This window comes from Pseudomonas sp. BIGb0558 (assembly GCF_024807515.1).
Lineage (GTDB): Bacteria > Pseudomonadota > Gammaproteobacteria > Pseudomonadales > Pseudomonadaceae > Aquipseudomonas > Aquipseudomonas yamanorum_A.
In genome coordinates this window covers 371327-397139 of record NZ_JANUEW010000002.1, presented here as the reverse complement: position 1 = coordinate 397139, position 25813 = coordinate 371327, and the positions used below count along the sequence as shown (strand labels likewise).

Sequence of the window (25813 nt, the reverse complement as noted above, 5' to 3'; positions counted from 1 at the left end):
GTCTTTACGATGCGTCGTGAGGAGTGTTGGCGATGAGCCGAACCGATGATCTTTTTGAGTTGTTTGATAAGACAACTGCCAGTGATGTCCAGGGAATGGATTCGATGCTGCAATTCTTCGAAGACATCCCCGTCGACGACAGCGCCAGCCTCAACATGGGCAGCGGCGCGTCGTTCTCCCCGCATTCCCCCTGTGCCAACGAGCAGCGGCGCGAAGCCCCGAGCATCCGTGCGAATGTGGTGGCGTTGGTGTCAGTCAACGGCGGTGTAGGCCGCAGCACCCTGGCCACGGCACTCAGCAGCGGTATGCAACGCCTGGGGCGGCCGGTAGTGGCGCTGGACCTGGACCCGCAAAACGCGCTCTATCATCACTTCGGCCTGAGCCACGCCTTGCCTGGCATCGGGCGCACCAGCCTGCACAACGAGCGCTGGAGCCAGATCCTTCATTCAGGCTTTGCCGGTTGCCAGGTGATCACCTTTGGCGAAACCGATATCCGTCAGCAGGAAGACCTCCAGCGCTGGCTGAAACAGGAGCCGGACTGGCTGGCGCAACATCTGTCGGCCCTGGGCTTGAGTGAGCACGACACCGTGATCATCGACACTCCGGCGGGCAACAACGTCTACCTGCATCAGGCGCTGAACGTGGCCGATGTGGTGCTGGTGATTGCCCAGGCGGATGCCGCCTCCCTTGGCACCCTGGAACAGATGGAACAGTTGCTGGTGCCGCACCTTGGTCGCCAGCCGGCGCTGCGTTGCCATTTCGTGATCAACCAGCTCGACGAAACCTCCGGCTTCAGCCTCGACATGGTCGAGGTGTTCAAGAAGCGCCTGGGTGAAAACCTGCTGGAAGTGGTGCACCGGGATTCGGCGATCAGCGAGGCCCTGGCCTTTGGCAGCGACCCGCTGGATAACGAAGCCGCGAGCATGGCCTGTGACGATATCAACGAGCTTTGCCGCCTGTTGATTGCCCGCTGAAAAGCCCGGGTTATGCCGCTAACGCCAGATGCTTATGCACAATCGGTTGGTTGGACATGTCATGAAACCGCAATTTTGCGGAGCGGTTCTCATCAGGCTGCAACTGCCTGTTTTGCGTGCGTTTTATTTTATGAACAAAAAATGACCAGTCAGCATTTTGCTCTGTAAAGCTTGCTGCTACGGCCTGCGCAAGAATTCCATCAACAGAGTTATCCACAGGGCACGCTGCGACAAAATGCCCCTTAATTGCGCTCGGCCAGCAGCATCAGGTTGCGCGGGGTCAGCGGTGTTTCGCAGAAGCTGCCGACGTGCACGGTGTAGCCGTTCTCCGTGAGAAACAGCGCGCGATCCAGCACCAGCCACATCTCCAGCGGGCGCCGAAACAGGCCACGCAGCAATTCCAGGTTTCTTACCTCGGCCAAGCGCCGCCAGCCTTGGGCCTCCAGCGCCAGCCAATCCTGTTCACCGGTGGATAATCCCTTGAGCGCCGCCAGTTCGCGGCAGTAGTCGGCGAAGGGCTTGGCCAGCCAACTCGCGGGCAGCGATGGAGTGGGCAGGTACTCGTCACTGCCGCGCAGTTGCCGTTGCAGACCATCGAAGCCCAGGCGCCTGGCCATCGAGGTGTCGCGCTGCTGGCGCACTCGCGCCCCAGCGGTAACGGTTTCGCTCAGCGGCAGGCCGAGGTCTTCCACCGATAAACGCAGTGATGAAGCCTGGGCGGTCATCGACAGTGGCAGGTAATGCTCGGCGCGGATGCGGTTATAGCAGCACGGTGCCACGGCCAGTTGCCGGCAGCCGGCGGCGCTGGCCAGCTGGAGCAGGCGCACATGCAGGTCACCGCACGCATGCAGGGCGACCGGGGTTTGCTCGGGGCTGATCTGCATGTCGGCCATCACGTCTTGCAGGCGATGGGTGACGGGCAATCGATGGTGTTCGCTGAGCGCCTGCCCCGAGGCGATCAGGGCCGGGTCGTATTCCAGGCATGTCAGTTGTTGCCGGGGTTGCAGCAGCCGGCGGCCGAGGTGGCCCTTGCCGGCGCACCAGTCGAGCCAGTGTTTTGGTGTTGCGGCGAATTGCAGCGCGGCACCGAAGGCTTCGATCTGCTGCCATTTGCGGCCGGGTACATCGATGTTCAAACGATGGTGGGCGGCTGGTAGGGCACTGGACGGTAAGTTATCCACAGCACTGAGATTCAGCGACTGTATCGCCAGCTCGGGAAAGGGCGCGGGTGCCGGCAGGGTGTGAGGTTGGTTATGGCTGCTTTCCGCGTCTGCCAGCGAGCGCTGTCGCAGCCAGTGGGCCAGCTCGGGGTGCCGGGTTTCCCACGGCAATTGCAGGTGGGTAAAGGGCCGTGGTCGCCACAGCCCTTGATGCTCGGTGAGGAACGCGTCCAGCGCCTGGAAGCGGGCGAGCAGTTGCTCACCCGTCAACGAGGCGTCAGCGGCCCTGGCAGGCATCGACCCGCAACCAGCGTTCCAGCAGCTTGAAGAAGCGCACCAGGACGTAGGACATCAGCAGGTAGAACAGCCCGGCGGCGAAGAAAATCTCCACGGGCAGATAAGTGCGGGCAATGATCGTGCGGGCCATGCCGGTCAGCTCCAGCAAGGTCACGGTACTGGCCAGGGCGCTGGCCTTGAGCATCAGGATCACTTCGTTGCTGTAGGCCGGCAGACCGATGCGCGCGGCACGCGGCAGGATGATGTAGAACAGCGCCTTGGGCTTGGACATGCCCAGTGCCCGCGCCGCTTCGATTTCACCCGGCGGGATGGCCTGGATCGCGCCACGCAGGATCTCGGCGATGTAGGCGGCGGTGTGCAGGGTCATGGTGGCGGTAGCGCACCAGAACGGGTCCCGCAGGTAGGGCCACATGGCGCTCTCACGCACGGCGTCGAACTGCGCCAGGCCGTAATACACCAGGAACAACTGCACCAGTAGCGGCGTGCCACGGAAGAAGAAAATGTAGCAGTAGGGCAGGGTGCGCACGTACCACAGGCGTGAAGAGCGGGCGATGCCCAGCGGGATCGCCAGCAGCAGGCCGGCGATCACGGCGATGGCCACCAGCTCCAGGGTCAGGGTTGCGCCCTGGGCCAACCGAGGTAGCCACTTGATGATCACGGCCCAGTTCAGGCCGAGGTCGAAATGCGCCAGCCAGCTGTAGTCGCCACTCATTGCGTGCTCCTCGCAAAGCCGCGCGCGGCACGTTTTTCCAGGAAGTGCATGCCGGTCATCGCCAGGACGGTGAGGCCCAGGTACATGAAGGCCGCGACCATAAAGAAGGTGAAGGGCTGCTTGGTGACGGTCACGCCGATCTGCGCGTGGCGCATGATTTCTTCCAGGCCGATCACCGAGACCAGCGCGGTGTCCTTCATCAGAATCATGAACAGGTTGCCCAGGCCCGGCAGGGCGATGCGCCACATCTGCGGCATGATCAACCGGGTGAAGATCCGGAACTTCGACAGGCCCAGGGCGACACCGGCTTCACGGTGGCCCTTGGGGATTGCCAGGATCGCCCCGCGGAACACTTCCGTGGCGTAGGCGCCAAAGCACAGGCCCAGGGCGATAACCCCGGCGGCGAAGGCGCTGAGGGACAGGTCGGGGTTGCCGAAAAACTCCCCGAGGGAACGCATCAGGTTGACCGTGCCGAAGTAAATCAGCAGTACCCACAGCAGTTCCGGGATGCCACGCACCAGCGTGGAGTAGGCGCCGCCAAGCCATTGCAGGGGCTTGTACGGGGAAGTCTTGGCCAAGGCGCCGGCCAGGCCGAGCACCAACCCAAGGCACAGGGCCGTGAGCGCCAGCTTGACGGTCATCAGCGCACCAGCGGCGAGCGCCGGGCCGAATCCGTAGAGGTCGAAATTCATGGTTTAGTCGTTTCGCAAGGCAAAGCTCAGGACCGGCGCACTCAAGGGAGCACGCCGGGCAGGCCATTCAGGATCACTCGATGCTGAAAGGGAAGTACTTGTCGTTGATCTTCTTGTAGGTGCCGTCGGCCTTGATTTCAGCCAGTGCGGTATTCAAGCGCTCGCGCAGTGCATCGCCTTTACGCACGGCGATACCGATCTTGTCGCTCTCTACCACCGGGTCGCCCTTGAACTCGTAGGCGGAACCGTCTTTGCTTTTCAGCCACTCGTACTGTACGTACTTGTCGGCGAGCATCCCGTCCAGTCGGCCGGAAGTCAGGTCGAGGTAGGCGTTTTCCTGGGTGTCGTAGAGCTTGGCGGTGGTGTCCGGCAGCTTGTCTTCCAGGTAGGTACCGGCCAGCGTCGCGCGTTGTGCACCGATGATCTTGCCCTTCAGGTAGCCGGCGTCGGTCTTGAAGTCCTTGGTGGCTTTGGGCGCGATGAACTGCAGCTTGTTGGAGTAGTACGGGTCGGTGAAGTCGACGGCCTGCTTGCGTTCATCGGTGATGGACAGCGAGGAGACCAGGAAGTCGAACTTCTTGGCGTTCAGGGCCGGGATGATGCCGTCCCAATCGGAGACGTACACCTTGCACTCGACTTTCATCTTGGCGCACAGGGCGTCGCCGATGTCTTTGTCAAAGCCCACTACGTTGCCGCTGGCGTCTTTATTGTTGAAGGGCGGGTAGGCCGCTTCGATCCCCATGGTCAAGGTCTCGGCCATTGCCGAGGCGCTGAATGCCATCGAAACGGCGGCAGCCAGGAGGAATTTTTTATAGTTCTGCATGCATGTTGCTCCGTTAGCGGTTGCTGGACATGAATTGTTTGCAGCGCGCCGAAAGCGGGTTTTCAAATACCTGCTGTGGCGATCCTTGCTCTTCGACCAGGCCCTGGTGCAGGAAAACCACTTCACTGGACACCTGACGGGCGAAGCCCATTTCATGGGTGACCAGCAGCATGGTGCGGCCTTCTTCGGCCAGTGCGCGGATCACATTAAGTACTTCCTGAACCATTTCCGGGTCAAGGGCCGATGTGGGCTCGTCGAACAGGATGACCTTGGGCTGCATGGCCAGGGTGCGGGCGATGGCGGCGCGTTGCTGCTGGCCGCCGGACAATTGCGCCGGGTAGGCGTGGCGCTTGTCACTGATGCCGACCTTGGCCAGCAAGGCTTCGGCGACTTCGATGGCCTCGGCCTTGCTCTGGCCGAGCACGCGGCGCGGGGCCTCGATGATGTTGTCGAGGATGCTCATGTGCGGCCACAGGTTAAAGTTTTGAAACACAAAACCGATCTCGCTGCGCAGGCGGTTGATCTGTTTGCCGTCGGCGGCCACCAGTTCGCCGTTTTTCGCGGCCTTGAGCTTGAGTTCTTCACCGGCCACCAGGATTTGCCCCTGGTGCGGATTTTCCAGCAGGTTGATGCAGCGCAGGAACGTGGACTTGCCGGAACCGGAGGAACCCAGGATCGAGATCACATCGCCGTCGCGGGCGGTCAGCGAGATGCCTTTAAGCACCTCCAACTCACCATAGCGTTTATGCAAGTTGCGGATTTCAAGCGCGGGCGTGGCCTCAGCCATGTGGGGTCCTCATTGTGTTCATTGCGCTCCTGCTGTTGGGCCGCCTTCCTGGCGAGGCGCCAAGCTAGCATAGCGTTTGGATGACAGCCAACAGCCCTGCGGGCGGTTATCAGGCGGTGTGCGGCAGGGTGTCGCATCGGCACAGCAGTGTGTCGCGCCATCAACAACCGAACAGCCGTTTGAACCCGGATTCCCACAGGTTTTGCGTAAAAAAGGGCGCGATGGTGCCAGCTTTGGCCGGGTGTTGGAAGGGTTAAACGGGTGAACGGTCCCTATCAGCCCTTTAATAGGGCGTCACGCACAATTTGTGTGTGTTTTTGGTGCGCCTGTTCGTCTTTTAAGTGGGTCGCACAGTAACGCTATAGCGGAATGCCATTAGTGTCAGTGACTTACGTTAGCTATTGAGTTTCCCTACAGCCCGCGTCAATCGCGGCTCTGTAACATTTTGGCGCAAATCTTGCGTAAAAAATAAAGAACGCCCCGTTGGTTTCTTTTCACGAGAAAGACGCCAGGCCGGGTGGACCGTATTCGCAATTCCTCGCAAAGGTGTGTCAATGAGTAGTACGCAAAGCTCCAATGACCTCGAACAGGGGCTCAAACCGCGTCACGTCACCATGCTGTCGATTGCCGGCGTTATCGGTGCCGGGTTGTTCGTCGGTTCCGGCCACGCGATTGCTGCGGCAGGGCCAGCCGTGCTGCTGGCGTATGCCGCCGCCGGTACCCTGGTGGTGTTGGTGATGCGCATGCTGGCCGAGATGGCCGTTGCTTCGCCGGATACCGGTTCGTTCTCTACTTATGCCGACCGCGCGATCGGGCACTGGGCCGGTTTTACCATCGGTTGGTTGTACTGGTGGTTCTGGGTGTTGGTGATTCCGCTGGAAGCCAACGCTGCCGCGACCATCCTTCACGCCTGGTTTCCCAGCGTGGCGATCTGGGCGTTTACCTTGATCATCACCTTGCTGCTGACGGCGACCAACCTGTTCAGCGTGAAGAACTACGGCGAGTTCGAGTTCTGGTTTGCGTTGATCAAAGTGGTGGCGATCATCGGCTTTGTGATCCTCGGCATCCTGGCGATTTTCGGCTTCCTGCCGGGCAGTCAGGTCAGCGGCGTTTCACACCTGTTCGACACTCAAGGCTTCCTGCCCAACGGCATGGGCGCGGTGTTGGCGGCAATCCTGACCACCATGTTTTCGTTCATGGGCACCGAGATCGTGACCATCGCGGCTGCTGAATCGAAGAACCCGGGCCAGCAGATTTCCAAGGCCACCAACTCGGTGATCTGGCGGATCGGCTTGTTCTACCTGGTGTCGATTTTCATCGTGGTGGCCCTGGTGCCGTGGAATGATCCTGCACTGGCCGCGGTCGGTTCCTACCAGACCGTTCTGGAACGCATGGGCATTCCGAATGCCAAGCTGATCGTTGACCTGGTGGTGTTGGTGGCGGTGACCAGTTGCCTGAACTCGGCGCTGTACACCGCTTCGCGCATGATGTTCTCCCTGGGCCGCCGCGGCGATGCGCCGGCGGTGTCCAAGATCACCAACAAGAGCGGCACGCCTTACTGGGCGGTGTTGCTGTCTACCGGCGCGGCGTTCCTGGCGGTGTTTGCCAACTACGTGGCCCCGGCTGCCGTGTTTGAATTCCTGCTGGCCAGCTCCGGCGCGATTGCCTTGCTGGTGTACTTGGTGATCGCCGTCTCGCAACTGCGCATGCGCCAGAAGCGCACCGAGGCGGGCGAGAAGATTGCCTTCAAGATGTGGTTGTTCCCGGGCCTGACGTACGCGGTGATCGTGTTCATCGTGGGCGTGCTGACCATCATGCTGTTCCAGGAAGCGCACCGGGTGGAGATCATGGCTACCGGGATCCTGAGCTTGCTGGTGGTTGCGGCGGGGCTGATGGTGTCTCGTCGGCGCAAGGGCCGGAAGGTTGGGGCTGCGGTGTTGAATTGATGGGTTGAAATACGATCCATCAAGCGCTGTAAAAAACTGTGGGAGCCGGGCTTGCCCGCGATGGCGGTGTGTCAGTCGAGACAGATGTTGACTGACTCACCGCCATCGCGGGCAAGCCCGGCTCCCACATTGCGTTTTGTATCAGCCTTCGGAATTAACCAGTGCCTGTGATGCCGCCACGTAATCGGCTTGGAACTCTGGCGATTCAATCCACGCCAGGGCCGCTGCTTCATCCTCGGTATCCGTGGCCCACTGGCGATACTCGATCAGCGCCGCAAGGATGAAGTCAGTCGCTTCCTCTTCACCTTCCTGCTCCAGCACCACCGCCAGCAGCGGGTGCGCCAGGAACACCGCACACAGCGCCTGCTGGCTGGTTTCGCCGGCGGTACGCATCTCCAGGAACAGCTCGGTCAAATCCACCGACTCAAGGTCAATGCGGCTGTCATCGCCTGCAAAGGCATCGGGCTTGGTGGCGACGGCGCGTTGGGTGCGGTTCTGCTTGGCCTTGGCTTTTGCCCGGTGGGCGCGTTTTTGCTGCTTGTTCGGCGAGGCCATGGGCTCACGTCCTTGGTGTCAGGATCTGGGAATGGCGTATTGAAGCGCAGGTCCGGGGAAATCCCAAGGGTTTCTAGGTGCGATCCGTCACTTGGTGGCCCGGAGTGCCTTCGGCCAATTCCCCTCGTTGTAGCCACGCCAGCGCAATCGGCCACAACCGATCCTGATACTGGCTTCGAAAGAACGCGAAATGTCCGACCTCCTTTTCGCCGATATCTTCAGGGGCGATCCGCAGGTGCGTGCGCTCACTGCCTTCGAAGTACCTCAGCAGGCGCTCGATTGCCGGCACCGTGCCAAATGGGTCATCGGTGATGCTGATCGCCAATACCTGCGCCTTCACCCGAGAAAACGGCAGCTCACTCAGCGCCCGCCCGCTGGGGCGTTTTTCATAACCTGGCGTCGGCGTACTCCAATCGCGCACCACACCTGCCGGCGTATCTTCCAGCCAGCCCATGCGCTTGCCCGGGAAGTAGCCAAACATTGCGGTCACCAACGGCATCACCACATGCCACTTGGCAAACATCCGCCAGCGCCCGCTCGCCTCGTAGTCGCGCCAATAGGCGAACTGCGCGCCCACCGTGACCAATCGCCGGATCACCGCGCCGGAGGCCCCAAGGCCCGCCGCGCACCCACCAAAACTGTGCCCGACCACATCAATCGGCTGCCCCGCAAACTCCCGCTGCGCGCGCTGCAGGATCGCTTCGAAGTCCAGCACGCCCCAATCCGACCATGACGCCTTGAAGCCCTTCAGCGAGCCGCTGCGGGATTCGCCGATGCCACGGTAGTCGTAGGTGATGACATCGAAGCCATTGGCAAACAGGTAGTCGGCGAAGCGTGAATAGTGACGGCAGCGCACGGAGGTGGCGGCGTTGATGATGACTACCGGGCGCTCGAGGTCGGTTCTGATGTGGCGCCAGGTGAAGCCGCCAATGAGGTGGCCGTCGGCGGCGGCTTCGCGGAAGGGTTCGGCTTGGGGGCGGATTGGCAGATTCATGAGCTGGCTCGATCATTGCGCTTTCGATGGGGCGTCAGAGGCCCGTGCGCAGTTTTATAAGAAGTCGAAGCTAACAAATTTCTGTCGCTAAGACCCCGACGATTTTCTGATGCTCGACCTGAGCGACTCAAATGCCTAGGCTTGGGCCCTCTCGCCCTATCAGAACCTGTCCATGACTCGCGACACCCTCGAGCAACACCAGATCCCGATCTACTTCGCCGCCGTGCTGCTGGCTGCCGTTGTCGGCCTGCTGGCGCCCTCCATGTCTCAAGGCCTGGCCGCCCTGGTCACGCCCGCCATCGCCGTGCTGATGTACGCGATGTTCCTGCAAATCCCGTTTCTGGACTTGCGCCAGGGCTTGGGCAACAAGCGTTTCATGTGCGCGTTACTGCTGGCCAACTTCATCCTGATTCCGTTGCTGGTGTGGGCGCTGACCCGTGGCCTGGTAGCGCAACCGGCGATTCTGGTGGGAGCGTTGCTGGTGCTGTTGACGCCGTGCATCGACTACGTGGTGGTGTTCACCCACATCGGCAAGGGTGATTCACGGTTGATGCTGGCAGCGACCCCGATCCTGTTGCTGCTGCAACTGTTGCTGTTGCCGCTGTACCTGGGGTTGATGCTGGGGGCGCAATCGCAGGTGGTGGTTTCGGTGGGGCCGTTTGTCGAGGCCTTCCTGCTGCTGATCGTGGCGCCCATGATTCTGGCGGTGCTGACGACTTCCCTGTCCCGGCGCTCTCAGGTCATCAGTGCCTGGAACGATGCCTGGGCCTGGCTGCCCGTGCCGGCCATGGCGCTGGTGCTGATGGTGGTGATCGGTTCGCAAATCACCGCGGTGGTCCGCGATATCGGCCTGCTGGCGCCGGTGATTCCGGTTTACGTCGGCTTTCTGTTGCTGGCGCCGCTGATGGGCGCATTGGCTTCGCGGTTGTTCAAGCTGCCGGCGAGTACGGCGCGGGCGGTCACCTTCAGTGCTTCTACGCGCAATTCTCTGGTGGTGTTGCCGCTGGCGCTGGCGTTGCCCGAAGACATCCGTGGGCTCGCTGGCGCAGCGGTGATCACGCAAACCCTGGTAGAACTGGTGGGGGAGCTACTCTACATCCGGCTGATGCCGCTGCTGATTTGGCCCGCTCGTCGTTAGGCGGATGAATGTTTGATTCCGTTCAGGGGTTATTCAGGAGAGTGTTCGGCAACATGGGCCGGTTTACCCCACCTGACAGGCTGAACAATGGATCAACACAACCGCTTTCGAATGGAATCGCTGGGAATCTTTTTCATCGCCTTGCTGCTGTTTACCCTGGGGATCTGGGACCAGCAGCCACAAGGCTTCGATGGCCGATGGGCCGTCTTCATGCAAGAGATGTTTCGCCACGGCCCGAGCCTCTTTCCGACCACCTATGGTGAGTCTTACCCGGACTATCCCGGCACGGCGACGTATCTCAGCTACCTCTTTGCCCGCTTGTTCGGGGCGCCCAATGATCTGGCCAACGTGATGCCTACCGCCCTGGCATCGGCCGGGGTCATGGCGCTGATCTACCGCTTGCTGGCACCGTCCGGTCGGGCGTGGGCGCTGCTGACGGTACTGCTCACCGCATTGACCGCCCAGTTGCTGGAAAAGTCGCGTTCGGTGTGCCTGGACCAGATGGTCTCGTTTCTGTGCCTGGCGAGTTTCTATCTGTTGCATACCGGCGAGCGCACGGGCTCGCGGCTGCGCCAATATGCGGTCTTTCCGTTATTCGTGGTGGCGTTTGCCATTCGCGGTCCGTTGGGGCTGGTCGAGGTGTGCGGGGTGGTCTGTGTCTACTGGGCGATGGGCCCGGCCCGCACGCGGCAAGAGCGGATTGCACTGCTGAAAAAGGTCATTGCCCACGGGGTTATCGGACTGATCCTGCTGGCAGGCTGTTGGTGGGTGCTGTTGAAGCTGGCGCGGATCAGCGGCGGCGATGCCTTTGTCGATGATGTGCTCAGGATGCAGTTTACCGGGCGCCTCGACGAAACCGGCGAGGCGTTCTACTTCTACTTCAAGTTGAGCCTGTACCGCTATTTCCCGGTGGTGCCGCTGGCGCTGGCGACGATGATTGTCCTGCGTCACAAATGGTCGGTGCGCAACGAGGATGCCGATGTGCAGTTGGCGGTGCGCCTGGCCGCCTGCGGGCTGATGATTCTGCTGGGCCTGTCCATCCCGCACTTCAAGCGCGCTTATTACATTGTGCCGATGGTGCCGATGTTCGCTGCAGTGGCGGCCTACGGCTTGCTCCAGGCCCAGGGCTGGCTGCTGGGTGTGCGTCGTGGTTATGAGTGGTTGGTGGCGGCCTTGCCGGTGCTCGGGATCGTGGTGGTGTTTGTCTGTCGGCACCTGTGGCACAAGCACGGTTACTGGCCGGACGTTTCAGTGCCGGCGTTGGTGGGTGTGCTGATTGTGCTGCAACTGGCCGCCGTGATTGCCTGGCGGCGTTTGCAGGACAGTCTCGGCCGGCGCCTGGTAGTGCTCAGCCTTATTGCATTGGCTACCCAATGGCTGGTGCTGGTGAAGGTGGTGGAGCCGGCGAAGGACCTGCAATTCGACACCAGGAACTTCGTTGGCGCGGTGGAGAAACTGCGAGCCGGCAATCCCGGGACCCTGGTGTTTGTCGATCTGGCCAAGGACACCTGGGCGATCCGCTACATCATGAACCTTGATCACGACGAGAAGCCGCTGTTCATCGGGCGCAACGAACCCTTGCTGGTGGACACGTTGCCGCGTCCGGCCTGGGTGATTGTGGAGCGCAAGCAAACCGCGTTGCTCAATGGCACGCCACTGGAGCATAGGGCGCCGGTGTTCAGCGGGCGATTGAATGACAACCCGCTAATGGTGTTTCTGGTGAAGTGAGTCAGTTGCCTTATTCGTCGTGGCTCCGGGGTGATGCGAGAGGCGATCACTGGGGAATTAAGGACAGATCAATAGGGTCATAAGGCGCAGCGGGTCCCCGACGGTTTGGATCGTCTTGCTGTATGGTCGTCGTTTAAATGACCGTCGGGTCTGATAAAACGCTTTGCAGCCTGCCGTAAAGCACGCGTCTGCTAGGCTTTGGTACTTTCGTAGTGATGATTTCTGGATGTGACATGGAAGCAGTAAAAATGGATTTTGCGTACGCGGGCGCTGAGAGCGCCGGTAGTGCTCACGTGATCGGCCGTTCCTGGTTTGGCGGCCTCAGTATTTGTTTTGACGGCGGCTGCAGCTACCCGTCGATGATCGGGGTGCTGGAGGCGGTGTTCAGGCGCTACGGGCGTCTGGTGCGTTTTGGTGAGTCGCTTTCGGCGCAGGATTGGATTGCGCGCGTGGAGGAGAGTGGTTTTCACATCTCCGAGCAGGAGCGGGCTGCGGTGTTGACGTTGATGCGCGGAGGGGGCTGAAGGGGGGCAAAAAATCCAGACAACAAAAAACCCGCACCAGGCGGGTTTCTTGTTTGTTTCAGATGACGTTTGCACCACCTGAAACTAATTAGTGGTGCCCAGAGACGGAATCGAACCGCCGACACGGGGATTTTCAATCCCCTGCTCTACCGACTGAGCTATCTGGGCAACGGGGCGCATTAAACGGGTTTTTCAGGGGGTCGTCAAGCAAGTTTTCAAAAAATATTTAATTATTACCGTCGCTTACGGGCCAACCCCCAAATTTGATCAATTATTCAGCAGGTGGCACGTAGCCGTCGGCCTTGGCGTAATCTTCGCCGGAAAAGAACTTGTCCATCTCGCCTTGCAGGTATTTGCGGTCTTCGGCGTTCATCATGTTCAGGCGTTTTTCGTTGATCAGCAGGGTCTGGTGTTTTTGCCAGTCGGCCCAGGCCTTGGCAGAGACGTTGTCGAAAATGTCCTGGCCCTTGGCGCCAGGGAACGGGGCGCGTTCCAGGGCGGGCAATTCTTCGTGGTACTTGCGGCAGATGATGGTGCGGGTCATGACGGAACTCCTGCGTTCAATACTTCAGCCGCGCGCTTCAGCAGTTTCTTTACCGGGGCGGCAAGGCCCAGGCGCGGCGGGGTGGCGAGGTTATACCAGAGCCAGTCAGCCTCGGCCACGTGATGGGCAGACTCCTGGACCTGGACCAGCCAGGGTTCGATAGCCAGTTGGAAGTGGCTGAAGGTGTGGATCAGGCTCGGCAGTGCCTGTTGCTCGCCCAGCGCCAGGGAGTGCTGGTTGGCCAGGTGTTCCAGGTCGCTCAGGTCATCCAGCTCCGGCAAGCTCCACAAACCGCCCCACAGGCCCGTGGAAGGGCGACGGTAAAGCAGAATCGCGCCTTCGCCATTGGCCAGCAGCGGCATCAGCGTGCGCTTCTGGGGCACGGTCTTGCGGGGCTTGGGGATCGGGTAGCGGGTTTCCAGGCCGAGCATGTGGGCTTCGCAGCCCTTTTCCAGCGGGCACAGCAGGCAGCTGGGTTTGCTGCGGGTGCAGAGCGTGGCGCCCATGTCCATCATCGCCTGGGTGTAGGCATTGACCCGGTCATGGGGCGTAAAGCGCTCTGCGGTGGCCCACAACTGCTTGGCAACCTTCGGCTCGCCTGGGTAACCCTCTTGCGCGGTAAAGCGTGCCAGCACGCGTTTGACGTTGCCATCGAGGATCGGCGCCCGCAGGCCCATGCTCAGGCTGGCAATCGCGCCGGCGGTGGACAGGCCGATGCCGGGCAGCTCGGTGAGCTTTTCGACGTCACGGGGAAACTCACCAGCGTATTCGGCCACGACAATCTTCGCGGTCTTTTGCAGGTTGCGCGCCCGGGTGTAGTAACCCAGGCCGGTCCACAGGTGCAGCACTTCGTCTTCCGGCGCGGCAGCCAGGGCTTCGACTGTCGGCAGGGAAGCCATGAACCGGTCGAAGTAGTTCAGCACGGTGCTGACCTGGGTCTGCTGCAACATGATCTCCGAGACCCATACCCGGTAAGGCGTGATGCCCTGTTGCCAGGGCAGGTCGTGGCGACCGTGGCGGTCGTACCAGTCGAGCACCGCCGATGAAAATTGCTCGTCTCTCATCGCTTGAACAGGCCTTTCAGAGCATCTTTCAACTGTGGATTGACCTTGTCGAGCTTCTGCTCAAGCTTCTCGCTGAGCTTGTTGCCTGCCGCCTTGATAGCGACCTGGCTCAGGCCGTCCTTGTCCAGGCGGCAAGCCTTGGCGCCCAGTTCCAGCGGGCCGCGGCAGCGCAGTGGGACTTCGATGTTCTGGAAGTTGGAACCCACCTCGCAGGCCGGGTCCGGCACTTCGCGCTGGTCGCCTTCGACGATGATGCCCACGCGGTAGTCCATGCCCAGCACGCGCAGGTCGATGTCACCGTTGCCGTTGACGGTCAGGCCCGGGATGCGCACTTTCAGGTCCGGGTTGCTGGCCACGCCGTTACGGAAGGTCAGGTTGCCCTTGAGTTCCTGGAACGGGGTGTCCTTGCCGCGCTGCTCGCCGCTGAGGGTCTTGCGGTTGAGCAAGGCGATGCCGGTGCACAGTTGTTGCTCAAGGTTGGCGTTGAGCAGCACACCGTTATTGATCACGAAGCTGGCGGTGCCGTTGAGGCTGTCGATCAGGGCCTTCTGGCTATTGCCGCGGCCATTGAGATTGCTGTCGAGGGTGAGTTGGCCCTTCACCGGCGGGTTCTGCCCCTGGGCTTGCAGGATGCGCTCGACCGGCACTTGCTTGATGCGGGTTTGCAGCGCCAGCAACGGGATGTCCTGACGCACGTCAAGGTTGCCGTTGGCCTGGAAGGTGCCGTTGTAGAGGCCGCCGCTCAAGGTGTCGAGCTTGAGCTGCCCATCGAGGCCGGAGGCTTTCAGTGCGGCGTTCTGGATCGGCAGCTTGCTCAGGGTGAGTTGGCCGAAGGACAGGTCGGCATTCACGTCCAGGGCGCGCAGGCGGGTCAGTGGCAGCAGTTTGTCGGTGCTCCACGCGCCCTTGGTCGGGGCGTCCGGCAGCGGTGTGGTGCCTCCGGCCGCCATGGCGCCGGCTTCGCTGTTTTGCACTTCAGCCTGGCGGGCGGCCGTCGCGCCTTTGGCGGCGTCGGATTTTGCTGGCAGGTAGTTGTCGGCATTGAACGTGTCGGCCTTGAGCTGTACCCGCAGGGACTGCTTGGCGAAATCATCCACGGCCACGCGACCGGTGAAGGTGCTCTCGTCGAGTTTCAGGTTGAGGTCTTCAAGCGCCAGGCTGGTGGGCGTGCCCTTGAGGCGGCTGACCAGTTCGACCTTGCTCAGGCTGCCCGCGGCCATCGGTGGCAGCGGGTTGCCGACGCTGTCGAGGAACTTGGCCAGGTCAAACTGGGCAATCGACAGGGCGCCGCTGAGTTGCGGGGTCTTGTCCAGGTCGTTGACCTTCAGCTCGCCCAGGGCGCGCAGTTGGTTCAGCGACAGCTTCATGCCAGTCCATTCGGCGATGTTGGCGGAGAGGTCCACCAGCAATTGGCCCTGGGTCGAAAAGGTCAGGGTCTTGCCTTGCAGCGGCTCGCCGGTGGCTTCACCGGTGAGTTTCATGTCTTCGAACTGGTAGCGCTGGAGGGCGCGTTGAATGCGCAAGTTGCCGTTCAGCTCGGTCTTGACGCGCATCAGCGGCTGGTTGGTGCCGAGGAAGGCGGTGAGTTTCAGCGGGATGCTTGCACCTTCATGCACGGCGCCGGCACTCAATTGGATGCTTTCGGCACTGAACTGCTTGCCGGTCTGCTCGTCGTTGTATTCGACGCGGGCGTTGTTGATGGTCAGGCTGTCGATGTCCAGGCGGATCGGCTGTGGCGGCTTTTCAGGCTTGGGCGGCGTGGCCGCTTCAGCGACGGCGGGCGTGCTGGCAGGCGTGCTCGGGTCCGGCACATTCTTGCCGATGTCTTCCCAGTTGCCATGGCCATGCACATCTTTGTTCAGGCGCAGGTTCAGGCCTTCGACACGCACATCGCTCATCTGCACTTCGCGGCGCAGCAGCGGCAGCACGCGCACCGAGAGGCCGAGCATCTGCAAATCGGCAAACGGCTGGGTCGGGTTGGTCAGGGTCGCAACGCTGGCCTCGTGCAGTTCAAGGCCGAGCCAGGGGAACAGGCTCCAGCCGATGTCGCCATTGAGCGTCAGCTCGATGTGGGCCTTGTCGCGGGCAATCTGGCGAATCTCGTCTTTGTAGTCGTTGGGATCGAAGAGATGGGTCAGGGCAAAGCCTAGAGCCACAATGATCAGCAACAGCCCGAGAAGTACCAGACCCAGGATTTTGCCGAACGCTTTCATGGGCGAGTCCTTGTATGTCGTTTTAAAATTTAGCCGCAGAGTATAACGCCCGAAGGCTTACGTCAGTTCGCGGATAGTTACATTGTATCTAGAGGCCGGAAAACGGATTTTTGACGTCAGAGAAATCAGATATCCCGAAAAAGGTGATATCAGTTTGGTTTTTCTGTCATCCACAGATGCTAATCTCTGCGTGTTCGTCCGCCTTCTGCGACTAAACGTCGCGCAAAAATGGAGCTTTACTCAACAAATATGGCCACGCCTTGCGTGTAAGGCCAAAGGAGAGAGCGCCCGACGGACACATACTAATAACTGGGGGAAACACCAATGAGCACTAGCACTGTGGCAGGTTCAACTGCCGCACAGCCTGCGTTCCTGTCCAAGGAGCGCATTATCGCCAAGCCCGGGTTCAACCGTTGGCTGGTACCACCGGCCGCCCTGGCCATCCACTTGTGCATCGGCATGGCCTATGGTTTTTCGGTGTTCTGGCTGCCGCTGTCCAAGGCGCTGGGTATTACCGCACCGGTCGCCTGCGCGCCGGACATGAGCTTTATCAGCCAGGTCTTCTCGTCCCAATGCGACTGGCCCATCTCCATGCTGGGCTGGATCTACACCCTGTTCTTCATCTTCCTGGGCTGCTCGGCAGCGATCTGGGGCGGCTGGCTGGAACATGCCGGGCCACGTAAGGCCGGCGTCGTGTCGGCCTTGTGCTGGTGTGGCGGCCTGCTGATCTCGGCATTGGGGATTTATACCCACCAGATCTGGCTGATGTGGATCGGCTCCGGGGTCATTGGCGGTATCGGCCTGGGCCTGGGCTACATCTCGCCGGTTTCGACCCTGATCAAGTGGTTCCCGGACAAACGCGGCATGGCCACCGGCATGGCGATCATGGGCTTCGGCGGCGGCGCGATGGTTGGCGCCCCGTTGGCAGCTGCGCTGATGGGCCACTTTGCCTCGCCGACCAGCGTTGGCGTGTGGCAGAGCTTCGTGGTCATGGCCGTGATCTACTTCGTGTTCATGATTGGCGGCGCCTTGTCTTACCGTGTTCCGCCGACCGGCTGGAAGCCTGAGGGCTGGACTGCCCCGGCGAAGAAAGCCAGCAACGCGATGATCACCCACCGTCACGTGCACGTGAACGTGGCCTGGAAAACCCCGCAATTCCGTCTGGTGTGGCTGGTGCTGTGCCTGAACGTGTCTGCCGGTATCGGCATCCTCGGCATGGCTTCGCCGCTGCTGCAGGAAGTGTTCGGCGGCAAGTTGCTGGGTAACGGTCTGACGTTTGGCCAGTTGGATGCCGGCCAACTGGCGTCCATCGCGGCCATTGCCGCCGGCTTTACCGGTCTGTTGAGTCTGTTCAACATCGGTGGCCGGTTCTTCTGGGCATCGTTCTCCGACTACCTGGGCCGTAAAAACACCTACTTCGTGTTCTTCGCCCTGGGCTTTGCCCTGTACGCGCTGATCCCGAACCTGGGCCATCTGGGCAACGTGGCACTGTTCGTCGCGGCCTTCTGCATCATCCTGTCGATGTACGGCGGTGGTTTTGCGACTGTCCCGGCTTACCTGGCGGACCTGTTCGGTACGCAAATGGTGGGCGCGATCCATGGTCGCCTGCTGACGGCATGGGCAGCAGCGGGCGTGTTGGGCCCGGTGCTGGTGAACTACCTGCGTGAGTATCAGTTGAGCATCGGCGTTGAACGCGCTGCGGCCTACGACATCACCTTGTACATCCTCGCCGGCCTGCTGGTGCTGGGCTTCATCTGCAACCTGCTGGTACGGCCGGTGGCAGACAAGTACTTCATGACCGACGCGGAACTGGCTGCCGAACAGGCGCTGGGCCACGACAAGGGCGCCGATTCCAGCACCGTGCTGGAATGGAAAGCCTCTTCCGGCAGCGTGCCGTTGGCGGTTGCCGCCTGGCTGGCGGTGGGTATTCCGTTGGCGTGGGGCGTGTGGGTCACCCTGCAGAAAACCGCGGTACTGTTCCACTAACACCGCGGCAGAGTGGGCCCGGTTCCTGAGGGAACCGGGCTTGTGTGGGAGCTGGCTTGCCTGCGATAGCATCACCATGGTGTAACTGAAACACCGAGGTGTCTGCATCGCAGGCAAGCCAGCTCCCACATAATCCAGTCCCGCCTGAACCCGTGCTCACCTGTATGCACATGTCTATCCCCGACATTCCTCGCGTCAACTCGTCAGTCTTATCCCCTCCGATGTTTCTGTTTAGCGCCCGCGCCCCTATAATGGCTGCCTTTTTCGCCCAATGATTTTGCGGAGCTGGTGATGGCCGAACGTAAGGCGTCCGTCGAGCGCGACACTCTGGAAACCCAGATCAAAGCCTCGATTAACCTGGATGGCACCGGAAAGGCCCGATTTGATATCGGTGTACCTTTTCTTGAGCACATGCTGGACCAGATCGCCCGTCACGGGCTGATCGACCTGGATATCGTCAGCAAGGGCGACCTGCATATCGACGACCACCACACCGTGGAGGATGTCGGCATCACGTTGGGCCAGGCATTTGCCAAGGCCATCGGCGACAAGAAAGGCATCCGTCGCTACGGCCACGCCTATGTCCCGCTGGATGAAGCGCTGTCGCGTGTGGTCATCGACTTCTCCGGCCGCCCGGGCCTGCAGATGCACGTGCCGTACACCCGCGCCACCGTGGGCGGCTTCGACGTCGACCTGTTCCAGGAATTCTTCCAGGGCTTCGTCAACCACGCGCTGGTCAGCCTGCACATCGACAACCTGCGTGGCACCAACACCCACCACCAGATCGAGACCGTGTTCAAGGCCTTCGGTCGCGCCCTGCGCATGGCTGTGGAGCTGGATGACCGCATGGCCGGGCAAATGCCGTCGACCAAGGGCGTCCTGTAATGCAGACGGTCGCGGTTATCGATTACGGCATGGGTAACCTGCACTCGGTGGCCAAGGCCCTCGAACACGTAGGTGCCGGCAAGGTGCTGATCACCAGCGATGCCGACGTGATTCGCGAAGCCGACCGGGTGGTTTTCCCAGGGGTCGGCGCGATTCGCGACTGCATGGCCGAGATTCGCCGCCTGGGCTTCGACAGCCTGGTGCGTGAAGTCAGCCAGGACCGGCCGTTCCTCGGCATCTGCGTGGGCATGCAAGCCTTGCTCGACAGCAGTGAAGAGAACGACGGCGTCGACTGCATCGGCCTGTTCCCGGGCCAGGTGAAGTTTTTCGGCAAGGGCCTGCACGAAGACGGCGAGCACCTGAAGGTGCCGCACATGGGCTGGAACGAAGTGCGCCAGACCGTGGATCACCCGCTGTGGCACAACGTGCCGGACCTTGCGCGTTTCTACTTCGTGCACAGCTACTACATCGCTGCCGGTAACCCGCGCCAGGTGGTGGGTGGCGGGCACTATGGCGTCGACTTCGCCGCGGCCCTGGCCGACGGTTCGCGCTTTGCCGTGCAGTTCCACCCGGAGAAGAGCCATACCCATGGCCTGCAATTGCTGCAGAACTTCGCCGCGTGGGACGGGCGCTGGTAATGGCCAAGAAGGTCAAGCCGCCGATCCTGAACCTCACTCCCCAGCAGGAGAGTGAGGCCACCGACAAGATCAAGCGTTTCATGGAAGACCGCTTCGAGCTCAAGCTCGGTTCGTTCGAGGTTGCAGAAATCCTCGAACTGTTCACCACTGAAATTGCTCCGCACTATTACAACAGGGCGATTTTCGATGTGCAGACGCACCTTAAAGAAAGGTTCGAAAGCATCGAAAGCGACTTGTGGGCGCTCGAGAAACCCTGATTTCCCGAGCAACGCTGAATATCGAATAAGGTTTGCCAGATGCTGATTATTCCCGCTATCGATCTCAAGGACGGCGCCTGCGTACGTCTGCGCCAGGGCCGTATGGAAGATTCCACGGTGTTCTCCGATGACCCGGTGAGCATGGCTGCCAAGTGGGTGGAAGGTGGCTGCCGTCGTCTGCATCTGGTGGACTTGAACGGTGCGTTCGAAGGCCAGCCGGTCAACGGTGAAGTGGTCACGGCGATTGCCAGGCGCTACCCGAACCTGCCGATCCAGATCGGCGGCGGCATCCGTTCCCTGGAAACCATCGAGCACTACGTGAAAGCGGGCGTGAGCTACGTGATCATCGGTACCAAGGCGGTCAAAGACCCTGCCTTTGTTGCCGAAGCCTGCCGTGCATTCCCCGGCAAGGTGATCGTGGGCCTGGACGCCAAAGACGGTTTCGTCGCCACCGACGGCTGGGCCGAGATCAGCACCGTCCAGGTGATCGACCTGGCCAGGCAGTTTGAAGCCGACGGCGTCTCTGCCATCGTTTATACCGACATCGCCAAAGACGGCATGATGCAGGGCTGCAACGTACCGTTCACCGCTGCGCTGGCTGCCGCCACGAAGATCCCGGTGATCGCTTCCGGCGGTATCCACAACCTGGGTGACATCAAGTCGCTGCTGGACGCAAAGGCGCCAGGGATCATCGGCGCCATCACTGGCCGTGCGATCTATGAAGGCACCCTGGACGTCGCTGAAGCCCAGGCTTACTGCGACGCCTACAACGGCTGAGGACTGACCATGGCGCTGGCCAAACGCATCATCCCTTGCCTGGACGTCGACAACGGTCGCGTGGTCAAGGGCGTCAAGTTCGAGAACATCCGTGACGCCGGCGACCCGGTGGAAATCGCCCGTCGCTACGACGAACAGGGTGCTGACGAGATTACCTTTCTCGACATCACCGCCAGCGTCGACGGTCGCGACACCACGTTGCATACCGTCGAGCGCATGGCCAGCCAGGTGTTTATCCCGCTGACCGTGGGCGGTGGCGTGCGCACCGTGCAAGACATCCGCAACCTGCTGAACGCTGGCGCAGACAAGGTCTCGATCAACACTGCGGCCGTGTTCAATCCGGAGTTCGTCGGCGAAGCCGCGCAGCACTTCGGTTCGCAATGCATCGTGGTGGCCATCGATGCCAAGAAAGTCTCAGGCCCCGGCGAAACCCCGCGCTGGGAGATCTTCACCCACGGCGGGCGCAAGCCAACCGGGCTGGACGCGGTGCAGTGGGCGATGAAGATGGAGGCCCTGGGCGCCGGTGAAATCCTGCTGACCAGCATGGACCAGGACGGCATGAAAAACGGCTTCGACCTGGGCGTGACCCGCGCCATCAGCGATGCCCTGGGCATCCCGGTGATTGCTTCGGGCGGCGTCGGCAACCTGCAGCACCTGGCCGACGGCGTGATCGAAGGCCACGCCAGCGCAGTGCTGGCGGCGAGCATTTTCCACTTCGGCGAATACACCGTACCTGAGGCAAAGGCCTACATGGCGGCGCGCGGTATCGTCGTACGCTAAACGTCACTGGACACCATGGCAGGCTCGCGGCACTCTCTGGGCTTGCCATGGATTCCGGTAACTTTCATGTTCAAAGACCTGCTGCTCGCCCTTGCCAGTACCACCGTTCTGTTGACGGGTTCGGCTCACGCTGATGAACCATCCGACAGCGCTTCCCTGGTGCTGCTGACGGAAAACTTCCCGCCGTACAACATGGCGAAAAACGGCAAGAACTTCGCCAAGGAAGAGAACATCGAAGGCATCGCCGTGGACATCGTCCGCGAGACCTTCCAGCGTGCCGGCATTTCCTACAGCCTCACCCTGCGTTTCCCTTGGGAGCGAATCTACAAACTCGCCCTGGAAAAGCCCGGCTACGGTGTGTTCGTGATGGCGCGCCTGCCGGACCGTGAGGCGCTGTTCAAATGGGTCGGCCCCATCGGCCCGGACGATTGGGTGCTGCTGGCCAAGGCTGACAGCAAGATCCAGTTGAGCGACCTTGAGCAGGCCCGGCGCTACAAGATCGGCGCCTACAAGGGCGATGCCATCGCCGAGAGCCTGGAGAAGCAGGGCCTGAAGCCGGTCATCGTGCTGCGGGACCAGGACAATGCGCAGAAATTGATCGATGGCCAGATCGACCTCTGGGCTACCGGCGACCCGGCGGGCCGTTATCTGGCGCGCCAGGTCGGGGTGACCGGACTCAAGACCGTACTGCGCTTCAACAGCGCCGAGCTGTATCTGGCATTGAACAAGAATGTGCCGGATGACGTGGTGGCCAAGCTTCAGGCAGCCCTGGATCAGTTACGAGAAGAAGGTGTCGTCGATCAAATCATGGGGCGTTATCTCTAAAGCCGTTTCTCCTGGCGGGGTAACAGGTGCTTCCTCGACCGGGCCTGGCTCTACGGGTGGAACCAGGACGGGTGCTGGTTCGTCTACCTCAGGCGCCTGTGCCGTTGATTCGCTGAAATACACTGTGTCGCCGTTGGTGTAGCTGACGGTGGCTGCCAATTGGCTGCCGTCCTGTCGATAGAGCTTGTATTCGCTGCGTACAACGTAGGCCGCGATGGTCTGGCTCGCCGGCACGTAGGCCGCCACTTCCAGTGAGGTTGAAGTGCCCCAGCCTTTCGCTGATTGGGCGGTATGGGTGAAGGACTTGTTCAGGTGTGCAGAAAAAATCACCGGTCGAGTAATCGGTGACCACTCGTACGCAAACTCAATACCCGTCGCCGCTATGAAGTCTACCGAGCTATCGCCTGCCTCGCCCTTGCGTGCCGTCCAGTTGAACGTTTTGCCCTGGAGCGTCGTATTGTGCCCAACGCCGACAGGTAGATAGCGGTCGCTTCTTTCCAGTCGATAGATGGGCGATTGATGCAGTTGCTCAAGTGGCGTCAGGTTGCTGTCTTTCACGACAAACCACGGCAACTCGCAAACGTGGGAAGACGCTTCGGTTTCTTCCAGGGCAAGCGGTGTGGGTGGTGCAGGCAGGGTGCTTTCCTGCACTGCCAGCTCCATGCGCAAGGCGTACGGCCTGGCGCCGAAAGAAGGCCGGGTCCAGCTGTCGGCGCCGTAAAAGGTGCCCGCTGCGATATAGGCTTCTGCGGGCTGGACGTCGGGGGTGTGGATGTCCCAGGCGCTGAAGTCCATGCGAGACCCGCTGCCCTTGTCGCTCCATATCGGGTTGCCGATATAGGCATCGACCACCAGGTCAGCCCGGACACAACGAATCGCATTCAGCGTCGGTTTGTCATAACCGATACAGCAGACCATCCCCATTGCCACATAGCCTTCGGGAGGCACGGGTTTCCATACGGAACACTCGGATCGAACCTTCTTTCCGGAGTTTTTCCAGACCAGATTAAAGTCCACCGGCGCTCGAAGCGCAGTGCCATTGACGCTGTCTGCTTCGCTGACCACCGCGACGAATTTTCGGTTATTGATCGTGCGATAGTCGCTGACAATTACGTCACCCAATGAAGAAAAACTGTTCAGCGCATCGGCCGTCGTGTTGGGGCGCCAAAAGGTGGCAGCGTTATCGGCGCCTGAATCCTTGGCGCTCCAGAGCAGGTCAAACTCCGTGGTGAAGTTGATCAGCAGATCTTTGAATCGTATGGGTTGCATGGTTTGTCGTCCCAATTCTATTAAAAGTTGCAGGCCCCGGTATGGGTGGCCTGTGCGGCTGCGCTGCAACTATTGAATAAAACGGGAGGCGCCCAGCGGTAGCTATATAGAGCGCCCGGAACCCATCACGGGGTCAGCGATAGGTGCCGTCTTTGCCATGGCCAGCCATCGCGCGATTGCTGCGCAGGCTGATCATCAGCTTGATATCGATCCACTCGATGCCCTGGGCCTTGAGCTTGGGCAGCTCGCGTTCCAGCACCGCCAGGGTCTGTGGATAAGGGTGGCCGATCATCACCGCCGAACCCTGTTTGTGGGCCAGCTTGATCGCGGTTTGCAGTTGGGTGGTGATGGCCGCTTCAGTGCGCTCGTCATCGAGGAACACGTCCCGCGAGACGCTGGCCAAACCGATCTTCTGCGCTTCGGCAGCGGCCACGCTCTTGGCGCTGGTGCGGCTGTCGACGAAGAACTTGTGGCGCCGTTGCAATTCGCCCATCAACCACGCCATGGCTTCCGGCTGCGCTGTCATGCGGCTGCCCATGTGGTTGTTGATGCCGGCGGTGTACGGCACGGCCTTGAAGGCGGCGTCCAGGCGTTTGCCGAGTTCTTCGATGGGCAACTCCGGGTGCCAGGCGAACGGGCCGGTGGCCGGGTCCATGGGCATGTGCAGGATCACGATCTTGCCGGCCTTGTGGGCTTCGCGGGCGAATTCGGCGGCGTGGGGTGTGTCGGGCATGATCGCCGTGGTCACAGGGCCGGGCAGGGCGAGCACGCGACGATCCCGGGGCAGGTTTTGCCCGAGGTCGTCGATGATCAGGGTCAGGTAGGCTTTGTGTTCAGCGGGAGCGGCACTGGCGGGGTTGCCTTGGGCAACACCCGCCAGACAGCACAGCAAAGCGATGATCAGTCCACGACGCATATCAACGGCTGCGCGTAATGCTCAGGCCCTTGAGCAGGCTCAGTGCCTGGGCCAACTGGTAATCGTCGTCCTGTGGCATCGGCTTGGCTTTGGAGCCGCTGCCGGTAGGCTGGTCGGCGCCGCCGTTGCCGTTGCCCAGGTGACCTTGCAGGTCGGCTTCCTTGTAGAACTCGCTGTCGGCCTCGTTGGTGATCTTGGCCTTGCGCACTTCGATGTCCGGCACGATGCCCTGGGCCTGGATCGAGCGACCGTTCGGCGTGTAGTACAGCGCGGTGGTGATCTTCAAGGCGCGCTCGTTGTTCAGCGGCAGCACGGTTTGCACCGAGCCTTTGCCGAAGCTGGTGGTGCCCATCAGCACGCCGCGTTTCTGGTCTTGCAGGGCGCCGGCGACGATTTCCGAGGCCGAGGCGCTGCCGCCGTTGATCAGCACAACCATCGGCACGCCTTCGCTGAGGTCGTTGCCGGTGGCCGAGAAGCGCAGTTCGGAGTTGGCGATACGGCCCTTGGTGTAGACGATCAGGCCCTTGGTGATGAAGTGGTCGACCACTTCCACTGCCGCCTGCAACACGCCGCCCGGGTTGTTACGCAGGTCGAGCACGATGCCGCTGAGTTTCTTGCCGTTGTCTTTACGCAGCTTGGCCAGGGCCTTGGCCACTTCGTCGCCGGTCTTGACCTGGAACTGGGTGATGCGGATGTAACCGTAGCCCGACTCCAGCAACTGGCTCTTCACGCTCTTGACCGTGATGGTGGCGCGGGTCAGCGTCACGTCGAACGGTGTACCGCCGTCGCGCACCAGGGTCAGGGTTATTTTCTGGCCGATCTTGCCGCGCATCTTGTCGACGGCTTCGGTCATGGTCTGGCCGCGGGTTGGCTGGCCGTTGATCTTGACGATAAAGTCGCCGGCCTGGATGCCGGCCTTCGACGCCGGGGTGTCATCGATCGGCGAGACCACCTTGATGTTGCCGTCGTCGGCGCCGACTTCGATGCCCAGGCCACCGAATTCACCGCTGGTGCTTTCCTGCAGCTCGGCGAAATCTTCCGGGCCGAGGTAAGCGGAGTGCGGGTCAAGGTTGCTGAGCATGCCCTTGATGGCATTTTCCAGCAGGGTCTTGTCGTCCACAGGTTCGACATAGGCAGCCTTGATCCGGTCCATGACCTCGGCAAAGGTGCGCAACTCGTCCAGCGGCAGCGGGGCCTTGGTGGTCGCGGCCGTGGCTGACTGGGCGGTCTGGTCGGCGAATGCCAAAGGCGCGCCGATCACCAGGGCGATCGTCAGGGCCAGCGATGTGAGGCGGGACAAATGCAGCATGTCGAACGAACTCCTAATGT

General features: G+C 61.2%; 25 protein-coding genes, 1 tRNA gene and 1 pseudogene. 12 read left to right on the top strand and 15 right to left on the bottom strand.

The genetic code is table 11. The annotated features are described in order from the left end of the window. Nucleotides 1-32: 32 nt before the first annotated feature. A complete protein-coding gene (bcsQ, locus tag M2400_RS05085; protein WP_177114346.1) occupies nt 33-974 on the top strand; it encodes a cellulose biosynthesis protein BcsQ in 942 nt (313 codons plus the stop codon). 10 nt (nt 975-984) lie between these two features. Here bcsQ and M2400_RS05080 read toward each other — a convergent pair whose 3' ends face one another. The 6 genes from M2400_RS05080 to M2400_RS05055 form a co-directional block, all read right to left on the bottom strand. Further along, nucleotides 985-1191, bottom strand: coding sequence for a hypothetical protein (locus M2400_RS05080; RefSeq protein ID WP_177114344.1), 207 nt, complete (start codon nt 1189-1191; stop codon nt 985-987). 25 nt (nt 1192-1216) lie between these two features. Beyond that, on the bottom strand, nt 1217-2431 hold the full coding sequence (locus M2400_RS05075; protein WP_259195212.1) for an SAM-dependent methyltransferase: 1215 nt from the start codon (nt 2429-2431) through the stop codon (nt 1217-1219). Beyond that, nucleotides 2412-3101: an ABC transporter permease gene (locus M2400_RS05070; protein ID WP_029615812.1), complete on the bottom strand. Its 690-nt coding sequence runs from the start codon at nt 3099-3101 to the stop codon at nt 2412-2414. The genes M2400_RS05075 and M2400_RS05070 overlap by 20 nt, the downstream gene beginning before the upstream one ends. A 38-nt stretch (nt 3102-3139) precedes the next feature. Further along, entirely contained in the window at nt 3140-3835 is a 696-nt protein-coding gene (locus M2400_RS05065) for an ABC transporter permease (RefSeq protein WP_010169038.1), read from the bottom strand. A 73-nt stretch (nt 3836-3908) separates the two neighbouring features. Beyond that, the gene (locus M2400_RS05060) at nt 3909-4658 is read right to left on the bottom strand and encodes an ABC transporter substrate-binding protein (RefSeq protein ID WP_010169040.1); all 750 of its coding nucleotides are present in this window, start codon (nt 4656-4658) and stop codon (nt 3909-3911) included. A 13-nt stretch (nt 4659-4671) separates the two neighbouring features. Then, nucleotides 4672-5445, bottom strand: a complete 774-nt coding sequence (locus tag M2400_RS05055; RefSeq protein WP_169386600.1) for an ABC transporter ATP-binding protein — start codon at nt 5443-5445, stop codon at nt 4672-4674. Nucleotides 5446-5999: 554 nt separating this feature from the next. On the opposite strand from M2400_RS05055, the gene gabP reads away from it, so the two are divergent. Continuing rightward, nucleotides 6000-7391 (top strand): GABA permease, encoded by a 1392-nt coding sequence (gene gabP, locus M2400_RS05050; protein WP_177041023.1) that lies wholly within the window; start codon nt 6000-6002, stop codon nt 7389-7391. Nucleotides 7392-7532: 141 nt separating this feature from the next. Here gabP and M2400_RS05045 read toward each other — a convergent pair whose 3' ends face one another. Both M2400_RS05045 and M2400_RS05040 read right to left on the bottom strand, forming a co-directional pair. Then, on the bottom strand, nt 7533-7946 hold the full coding sequence (locus M2400_RS05045; protein ID WP_177075974.1) for a hypothetical protein: 414 nt from the start codon (nt 7944-7946) through the stop codon (nt 7533-7535). Between the two features lie 76 nt (nt 7947-8022). Further along, a pseudogene (locus tag M2400_RS05040) lies at nt 8023-8940 on the bottom strand (alpha/beta fold hydrolase); the annotation flags it as partial. 172 nt (nt 8941-9112) lie between these two features. Here M2400_RS05040 and M2400_RS05035 point away from each other — a divergent pair. The 3 genes from M2400_RS05035 to M2400_RS05025 all read left to right on the top strand — a co-directional run bounded on the left by M2400_RS05035 (nt 9113) and on the right by M2400_RS05025 (nt 12330). Continuing rightward, the gene (locus tag M2400_RS05035; RefSeq protein WP_259195214.1) at nt 9113-10078 is read left to right on the top strand and encodes an arsenic resistance protein; all 966 of its coding nucleotides are present in this window, start codon (nt 9113-9115) and stop codon (nt 10076-10078) included. Nucleotides 10079-10165: 87 nt separating this feature from the next. Then, a complete protein-coding gene (locus tag M2400_RS05030) occupies nt 10166-11806 on the top strand; it encodes a glycosyltransferase family 39 protein (RefSeq protein WP_259195215.1) in 1641 nt (546 codons plus the stop codon). A 233-nt stretch (nt 11807-12039) separates the two neighbouring features. Beyond that, the gene (locus M2400_RS05025; protein WP_256351878.1) at nt 12040-12330 is read left to right on the top strand and encodes a hypothetical protein; all 291 of its coding nucleotides are present in this window, start codon (nt 12040-12042) and stop codon (nt 12328-12330) included. 92 nt (nt 12331-12422) lie between these two features. Here M2400_RS05025 and M2400_RS05020 read toward each other — a convergent pair. From M2400_RS05020 to M2400_RS05005, 4 genes are all read right to left on the bottom strand, one after another. Then, nucleotides 12423-12498: transfer RNA gene (locus M2400_RS05020), tRNA-Phe, on the bottom strand. 103 nt (nt 12499-12601) lie between these two features. Continuing rightward, nucleotides 12602-12874: an oxidative damage protection protein gene (locus M2400_RS05015; RefSeq protein WP_010169058.1), complete on the bottom strand. Its 273-nt coding sequence runs from the start codon at nt 12872-12874 to the stop codon at nt 12602-12604. Further along, nucleotides 12871-13938, bottom strand: a complete 1068-nt coding sequence (gene mutY, locus M2400_RS05010) for an A/G-specific adenine glycosylase (RefSeq protein WP_259195219.1) — start codon at nt 13936-13938, stop codon at nt 12871-12873. The genes M2400_RS05015 and mutY overlap by 4 nt, the downstream gene beginning before the upstream one ends. Continuing rightward, nucleotides 13935-16151 carry an AsmA family protein gene (locus M2400_RS05005; protein WP_177075984.1) on the bottom strand — a complete coding sequence of 739 codons (2217 nt, stop codon included), beginning with the start codon at nt 16149-16151 and terminating at the stop codon, nt 13935-13937. Before M2400_RS05005 ends, mutY begins: the two co-directional genes overlap by 4 nt. 324 nt (nt 16152-16475) lie before the next feature. Between M2400_RS05005 and M2400_RS05000 the strand changes: the two genes are divergently transcribed. The 7 genes from M2400_RS05000 to M2400_RS04970 all read left to right on the top strand — a co-directional run bounded on the left by M2400_RS05000 (nt 16476) and on the right by M2400_RS04970 (nt 22299). Next, complete coding sequence (locus M2400_RS05000) at nt 16476-18137, top strand: OFA family MFS transporter (RefSeq protein WP_177075986.1); 1662 nt, start codon at nt 16476-16478, stop codon at nt 18135-18137. Between the two features lie 291 nt (nt 18138-18428). Next, nucleotides 18429-19022: an imidazoleglycerol-phosphate dehydratase HisB gene (gene hisB, locus M2400_RS04995; RefSeq protein WP_003218037.1), complete on the top strand. Its 594-nt coding sequence runs from the start codon at nt 18429-18431 to the stop codon at nt 19020-19022. Continuing rightward, nucleotides 19022-19660 (top strand): imidazole glycerol phosphate synthase subunit HisH, encoded by a 639-nt coding sequence (gene hisH / locus M2400_RS04990; RefSeq protein ID WP_177041031.1) that lies wholly within the window; start codon nt 19022-19024, stop codon nt 19658-19660. The genes hisB and hisH overlap by 1 nt, the downstream gene beginning before the upstream one ends. Next, the gene (locus tag M2400_RS04985; protein ID WP_003218033.1) at nt 19660-19917 is read left to right on the top strand and encodes a DUF2164 domain-containing protein; all 258 of its coding nucleotides are present in this window, start codon (nt 19660-19662) and stop codon (nt 19915-19917) included. The genes hisH and M2400_RS04985 overlap by 1 nt, the downstream gene beginning before the upstream one ends. A gap of 39 nt (nt 19918-19956) precedes the next feature. Continuing rightward, a complete protein-coding gene (gene hisA / locus M2400_RS04980; RefSeq protein WP_027605077.1) occupies nt 19957-20694 on the top strand; it encodes a 1-(5-phosphoribosyl)-5-[(5-phosphoribosylamino)methylideneamino]imidazole-4-carboxamide isomerase in 738 nt (245 codons plus the stop codon). Nucleotides 20695-20703: 9 nt separating this feature from the next. Next, nucleotides 20704-21474: an imidazole glycerol phosphate synthase subunit HisF gene (gene hisF, locus M2400_RS04975; protein ID WP_003218030.1), complete on the top strand. Its 771-nt coding sequence runs from the start codon at nt 20704-20706 to the stop codon at nt 21472-21474. A gap of 66 nt (nt 21475-21540) precedes the next feature. Continuing rightward, a complete protein-coding gene (locus M2400_RS04970; RefSeq protein ID WP_259195220.1) occupies nt 21541-22299 on the top strand; it encodes an ABC transporter substrate-binding protein in 759 nt (252 codons plus the stop codon). Here M2400_RS04970 and M2400_RS04965 read toward each other — a convergent pair. From M2400_RS04965 to M2400_RS04955, 3 genes are all read right to left on the bottom strand, one after another. After that, nucleotides 22252-23568, bottom strand: a complete 1317-nt coding sequence (locus M2400_RS04965) for a Vps62-related protein (protein ID WP_259195221.1) — start codon at nt 23566-23568, stop codon at nt 22252-22254. The genes M2400_RS04970 and M2400_RS04965 overlap by 48 nt on opposite strands. A 133-nt stretch (nt 23569-23701) precedes the next feature. After that, entirely contained in the window at nt 23702-24484 is a 783-nt protein-coding gene (locus M2400_RS04960; protein ID WP_259195222.1) for a divergent polysaccharide deacetylase family protein, read from the bottom strand. Nucleotide 24485: 1 nt separating this feature from the next. Then, nucleotides 24486-25793 (bottom strand): S41 family peptidase, encoded by a 1308-nt coding sequence (locus M2400_RS04955; protein ID WP_003218023.1) that lies wholly within the window; start codon nt 25791-25793, stop codon nt 24486-24488. Nucleotides 25794-25813 lie beyond the last annotated feature (20 nt).

Excerpts from the sequence above, each read along its gene's own strand:
- bcsQ (WP_177114346.1), top strand. The coding sequence starts at position 33 with ATGAGCCGAACCGATGATCTTTTTGAGTTGTTTGATAAGACAACTGCC.
- M2400_RS05075 (WP_259195212.1), bottom strand. The coding sequence starts at position 2,431 with ATGCCTGCCAGGGCCGCTGACGCCTCGTTGACGGGTGAGCAACTGCTC.
- M2400_RS05065 (WP_010169038.1), bottom strand. The coding sequence starts at position 3,835 with ATGAATTTCGACCTCTACGGATTCGGCCCGGCGCTCGCCGCTGGTGCG.
- M2400_RS05060 (WP_010169040.1), bottom strand. The coding sequence starts at position 4,658 with ATGCAGAACTATAAAAAATTCCTCCTGGCTGCCGCCGTTTCGATGGCA.
- M2400_RS05055 (WP_169386600.1), bottom strand. The coding sequence starts at position 5,445 with ATGGCTGAGGCCACGCCCGCGCTTGAAATCCGCAACTTGCATAAACGC.
- gabP (WP_177041023.1), top strand. The coding sequence starts at position 6,000 with ATGAGTAGTACGCAAAGCTCCAATGACCTCGAACAGGGGCTCAAACCG.
- M2400_RS05045 (WP_177075974.1), bottom strand. The coding sequence starts at position 7,946 with ATGGCCTCGCCGAACAAGCAGCAAAAACGCGCCCACCGGGCAAAAGCC.
- M2400_RS05035 (WP_259195214.1), top strand. The coding sequence starts at position 9,113 with ATGACTCGCGACACCCTCGAGCAACACCAGATCCCGATCTACTTCGCC.
- M2400_RS05030 (WP_259195215.1), top strand. The coding sequence starts at position 10,166 with ATGGATCAACACAACCGCTTTCGAATGGAATCGCTGGGAATCTTTTTC.
- M2400_RS05025 (WP_256351878.1), top strand. The coding sequence starts at position 12,040 with ATGGAAGCAGTAAAAATGGATTTTGCGTACGCGGGCGCTGAGAGCGCC.
- M2400_RS05015 (WP_010169058.1), bottom strand. The coding sequence starts at position 12,874 with ATGACCCGCACCATCATCTGCCGCAAGTACCACGAAGAATTGCCCGCC.
- mutY (WP_259195219.1), bottom strand. The coding sequence starts at position 13,938 with ATGAGAGACGAGCAATTTTCATCGGCGGTGCTCGACTGGTACGACCGC.
- M2400_RS05005 (WP_177075984.1), bottom strand. The coding sequence starts at position 16,151 with ATGAAAGCGTTCGGCAAAATCCTGGGTCTGGTACTTCTCGGGCTGTTG.
- M2400_RS05000 (WP_177075986.1), top strand. The coding sequence starts at position 16,476 with ATGAGCACTAGCACTGTGGCAGGTTCAACTGCCGCACAGCCTGCGTTC.
- hisB (WP_003218037.1), top strand. The coding sequence starts at position 18,429 with ATGGCCGAACGTAAGGCGTCCGTCGAGCGCGACACTCTGGAAACCCAG.
- hisH (WP_177041031.1), top strand. The coding sequence starts at position 19,022 with ATGCAGACGGTCGCGGTTATCGATTACGGCATGGGTAACCTGCACTCG.
- M2400_RS04985 (WP_003218033.1), top strand. The coding sequence starts at position 19,660 with ATGGCCAAGAAGGTCAAGCCGCCGATCCTGAACCTCACTCCCCAGCAG.
- hisA (WP_027605077.1), top strand. The coding sequence starts at position 19,957 with ATGCTGATTATTCCCGCTATCGATCTCAAGGACGGCGCCTGCGTACGT.
- hisF (WP_003218030.1), top strand. The coding sequence starts at position 20,704 with ATGGCGCTGGCCAAACGCATCATCCCTTGCCTGGACGTCGACAACGGT.
- M2400_RS04970 (WP_259195220.1), top strand. The coding sequence starts at position 21,541 with ATGTTCAAAGACCTGCTGCTCGCCCTTGCCAGTACCACCGTTCTGTTG.
- M2400_RS04965 (WP_259195221.1), bottom strand. The coding sequence starts at position 23,568 with ATGCAACCCATACGATTCAAAGATCTGCTGATCAACTTCACCACGGAG.
- M2400_RS04960 (WP_259195222.1), bottom strand. The coding sequence starts at position 24,484 with ATGCGTCGTGGACTGATCATCGCTTTGCTGTGCTGTCTGGCGGGTGTT.
- M2400_RS04955 (WP_003218023.1), bottom strand. The coding sequence starts at position 25,793 with ATGCTGCATTTGTCCCGCCTCACATCGCTGGCCCTGACGATCGCCCTG.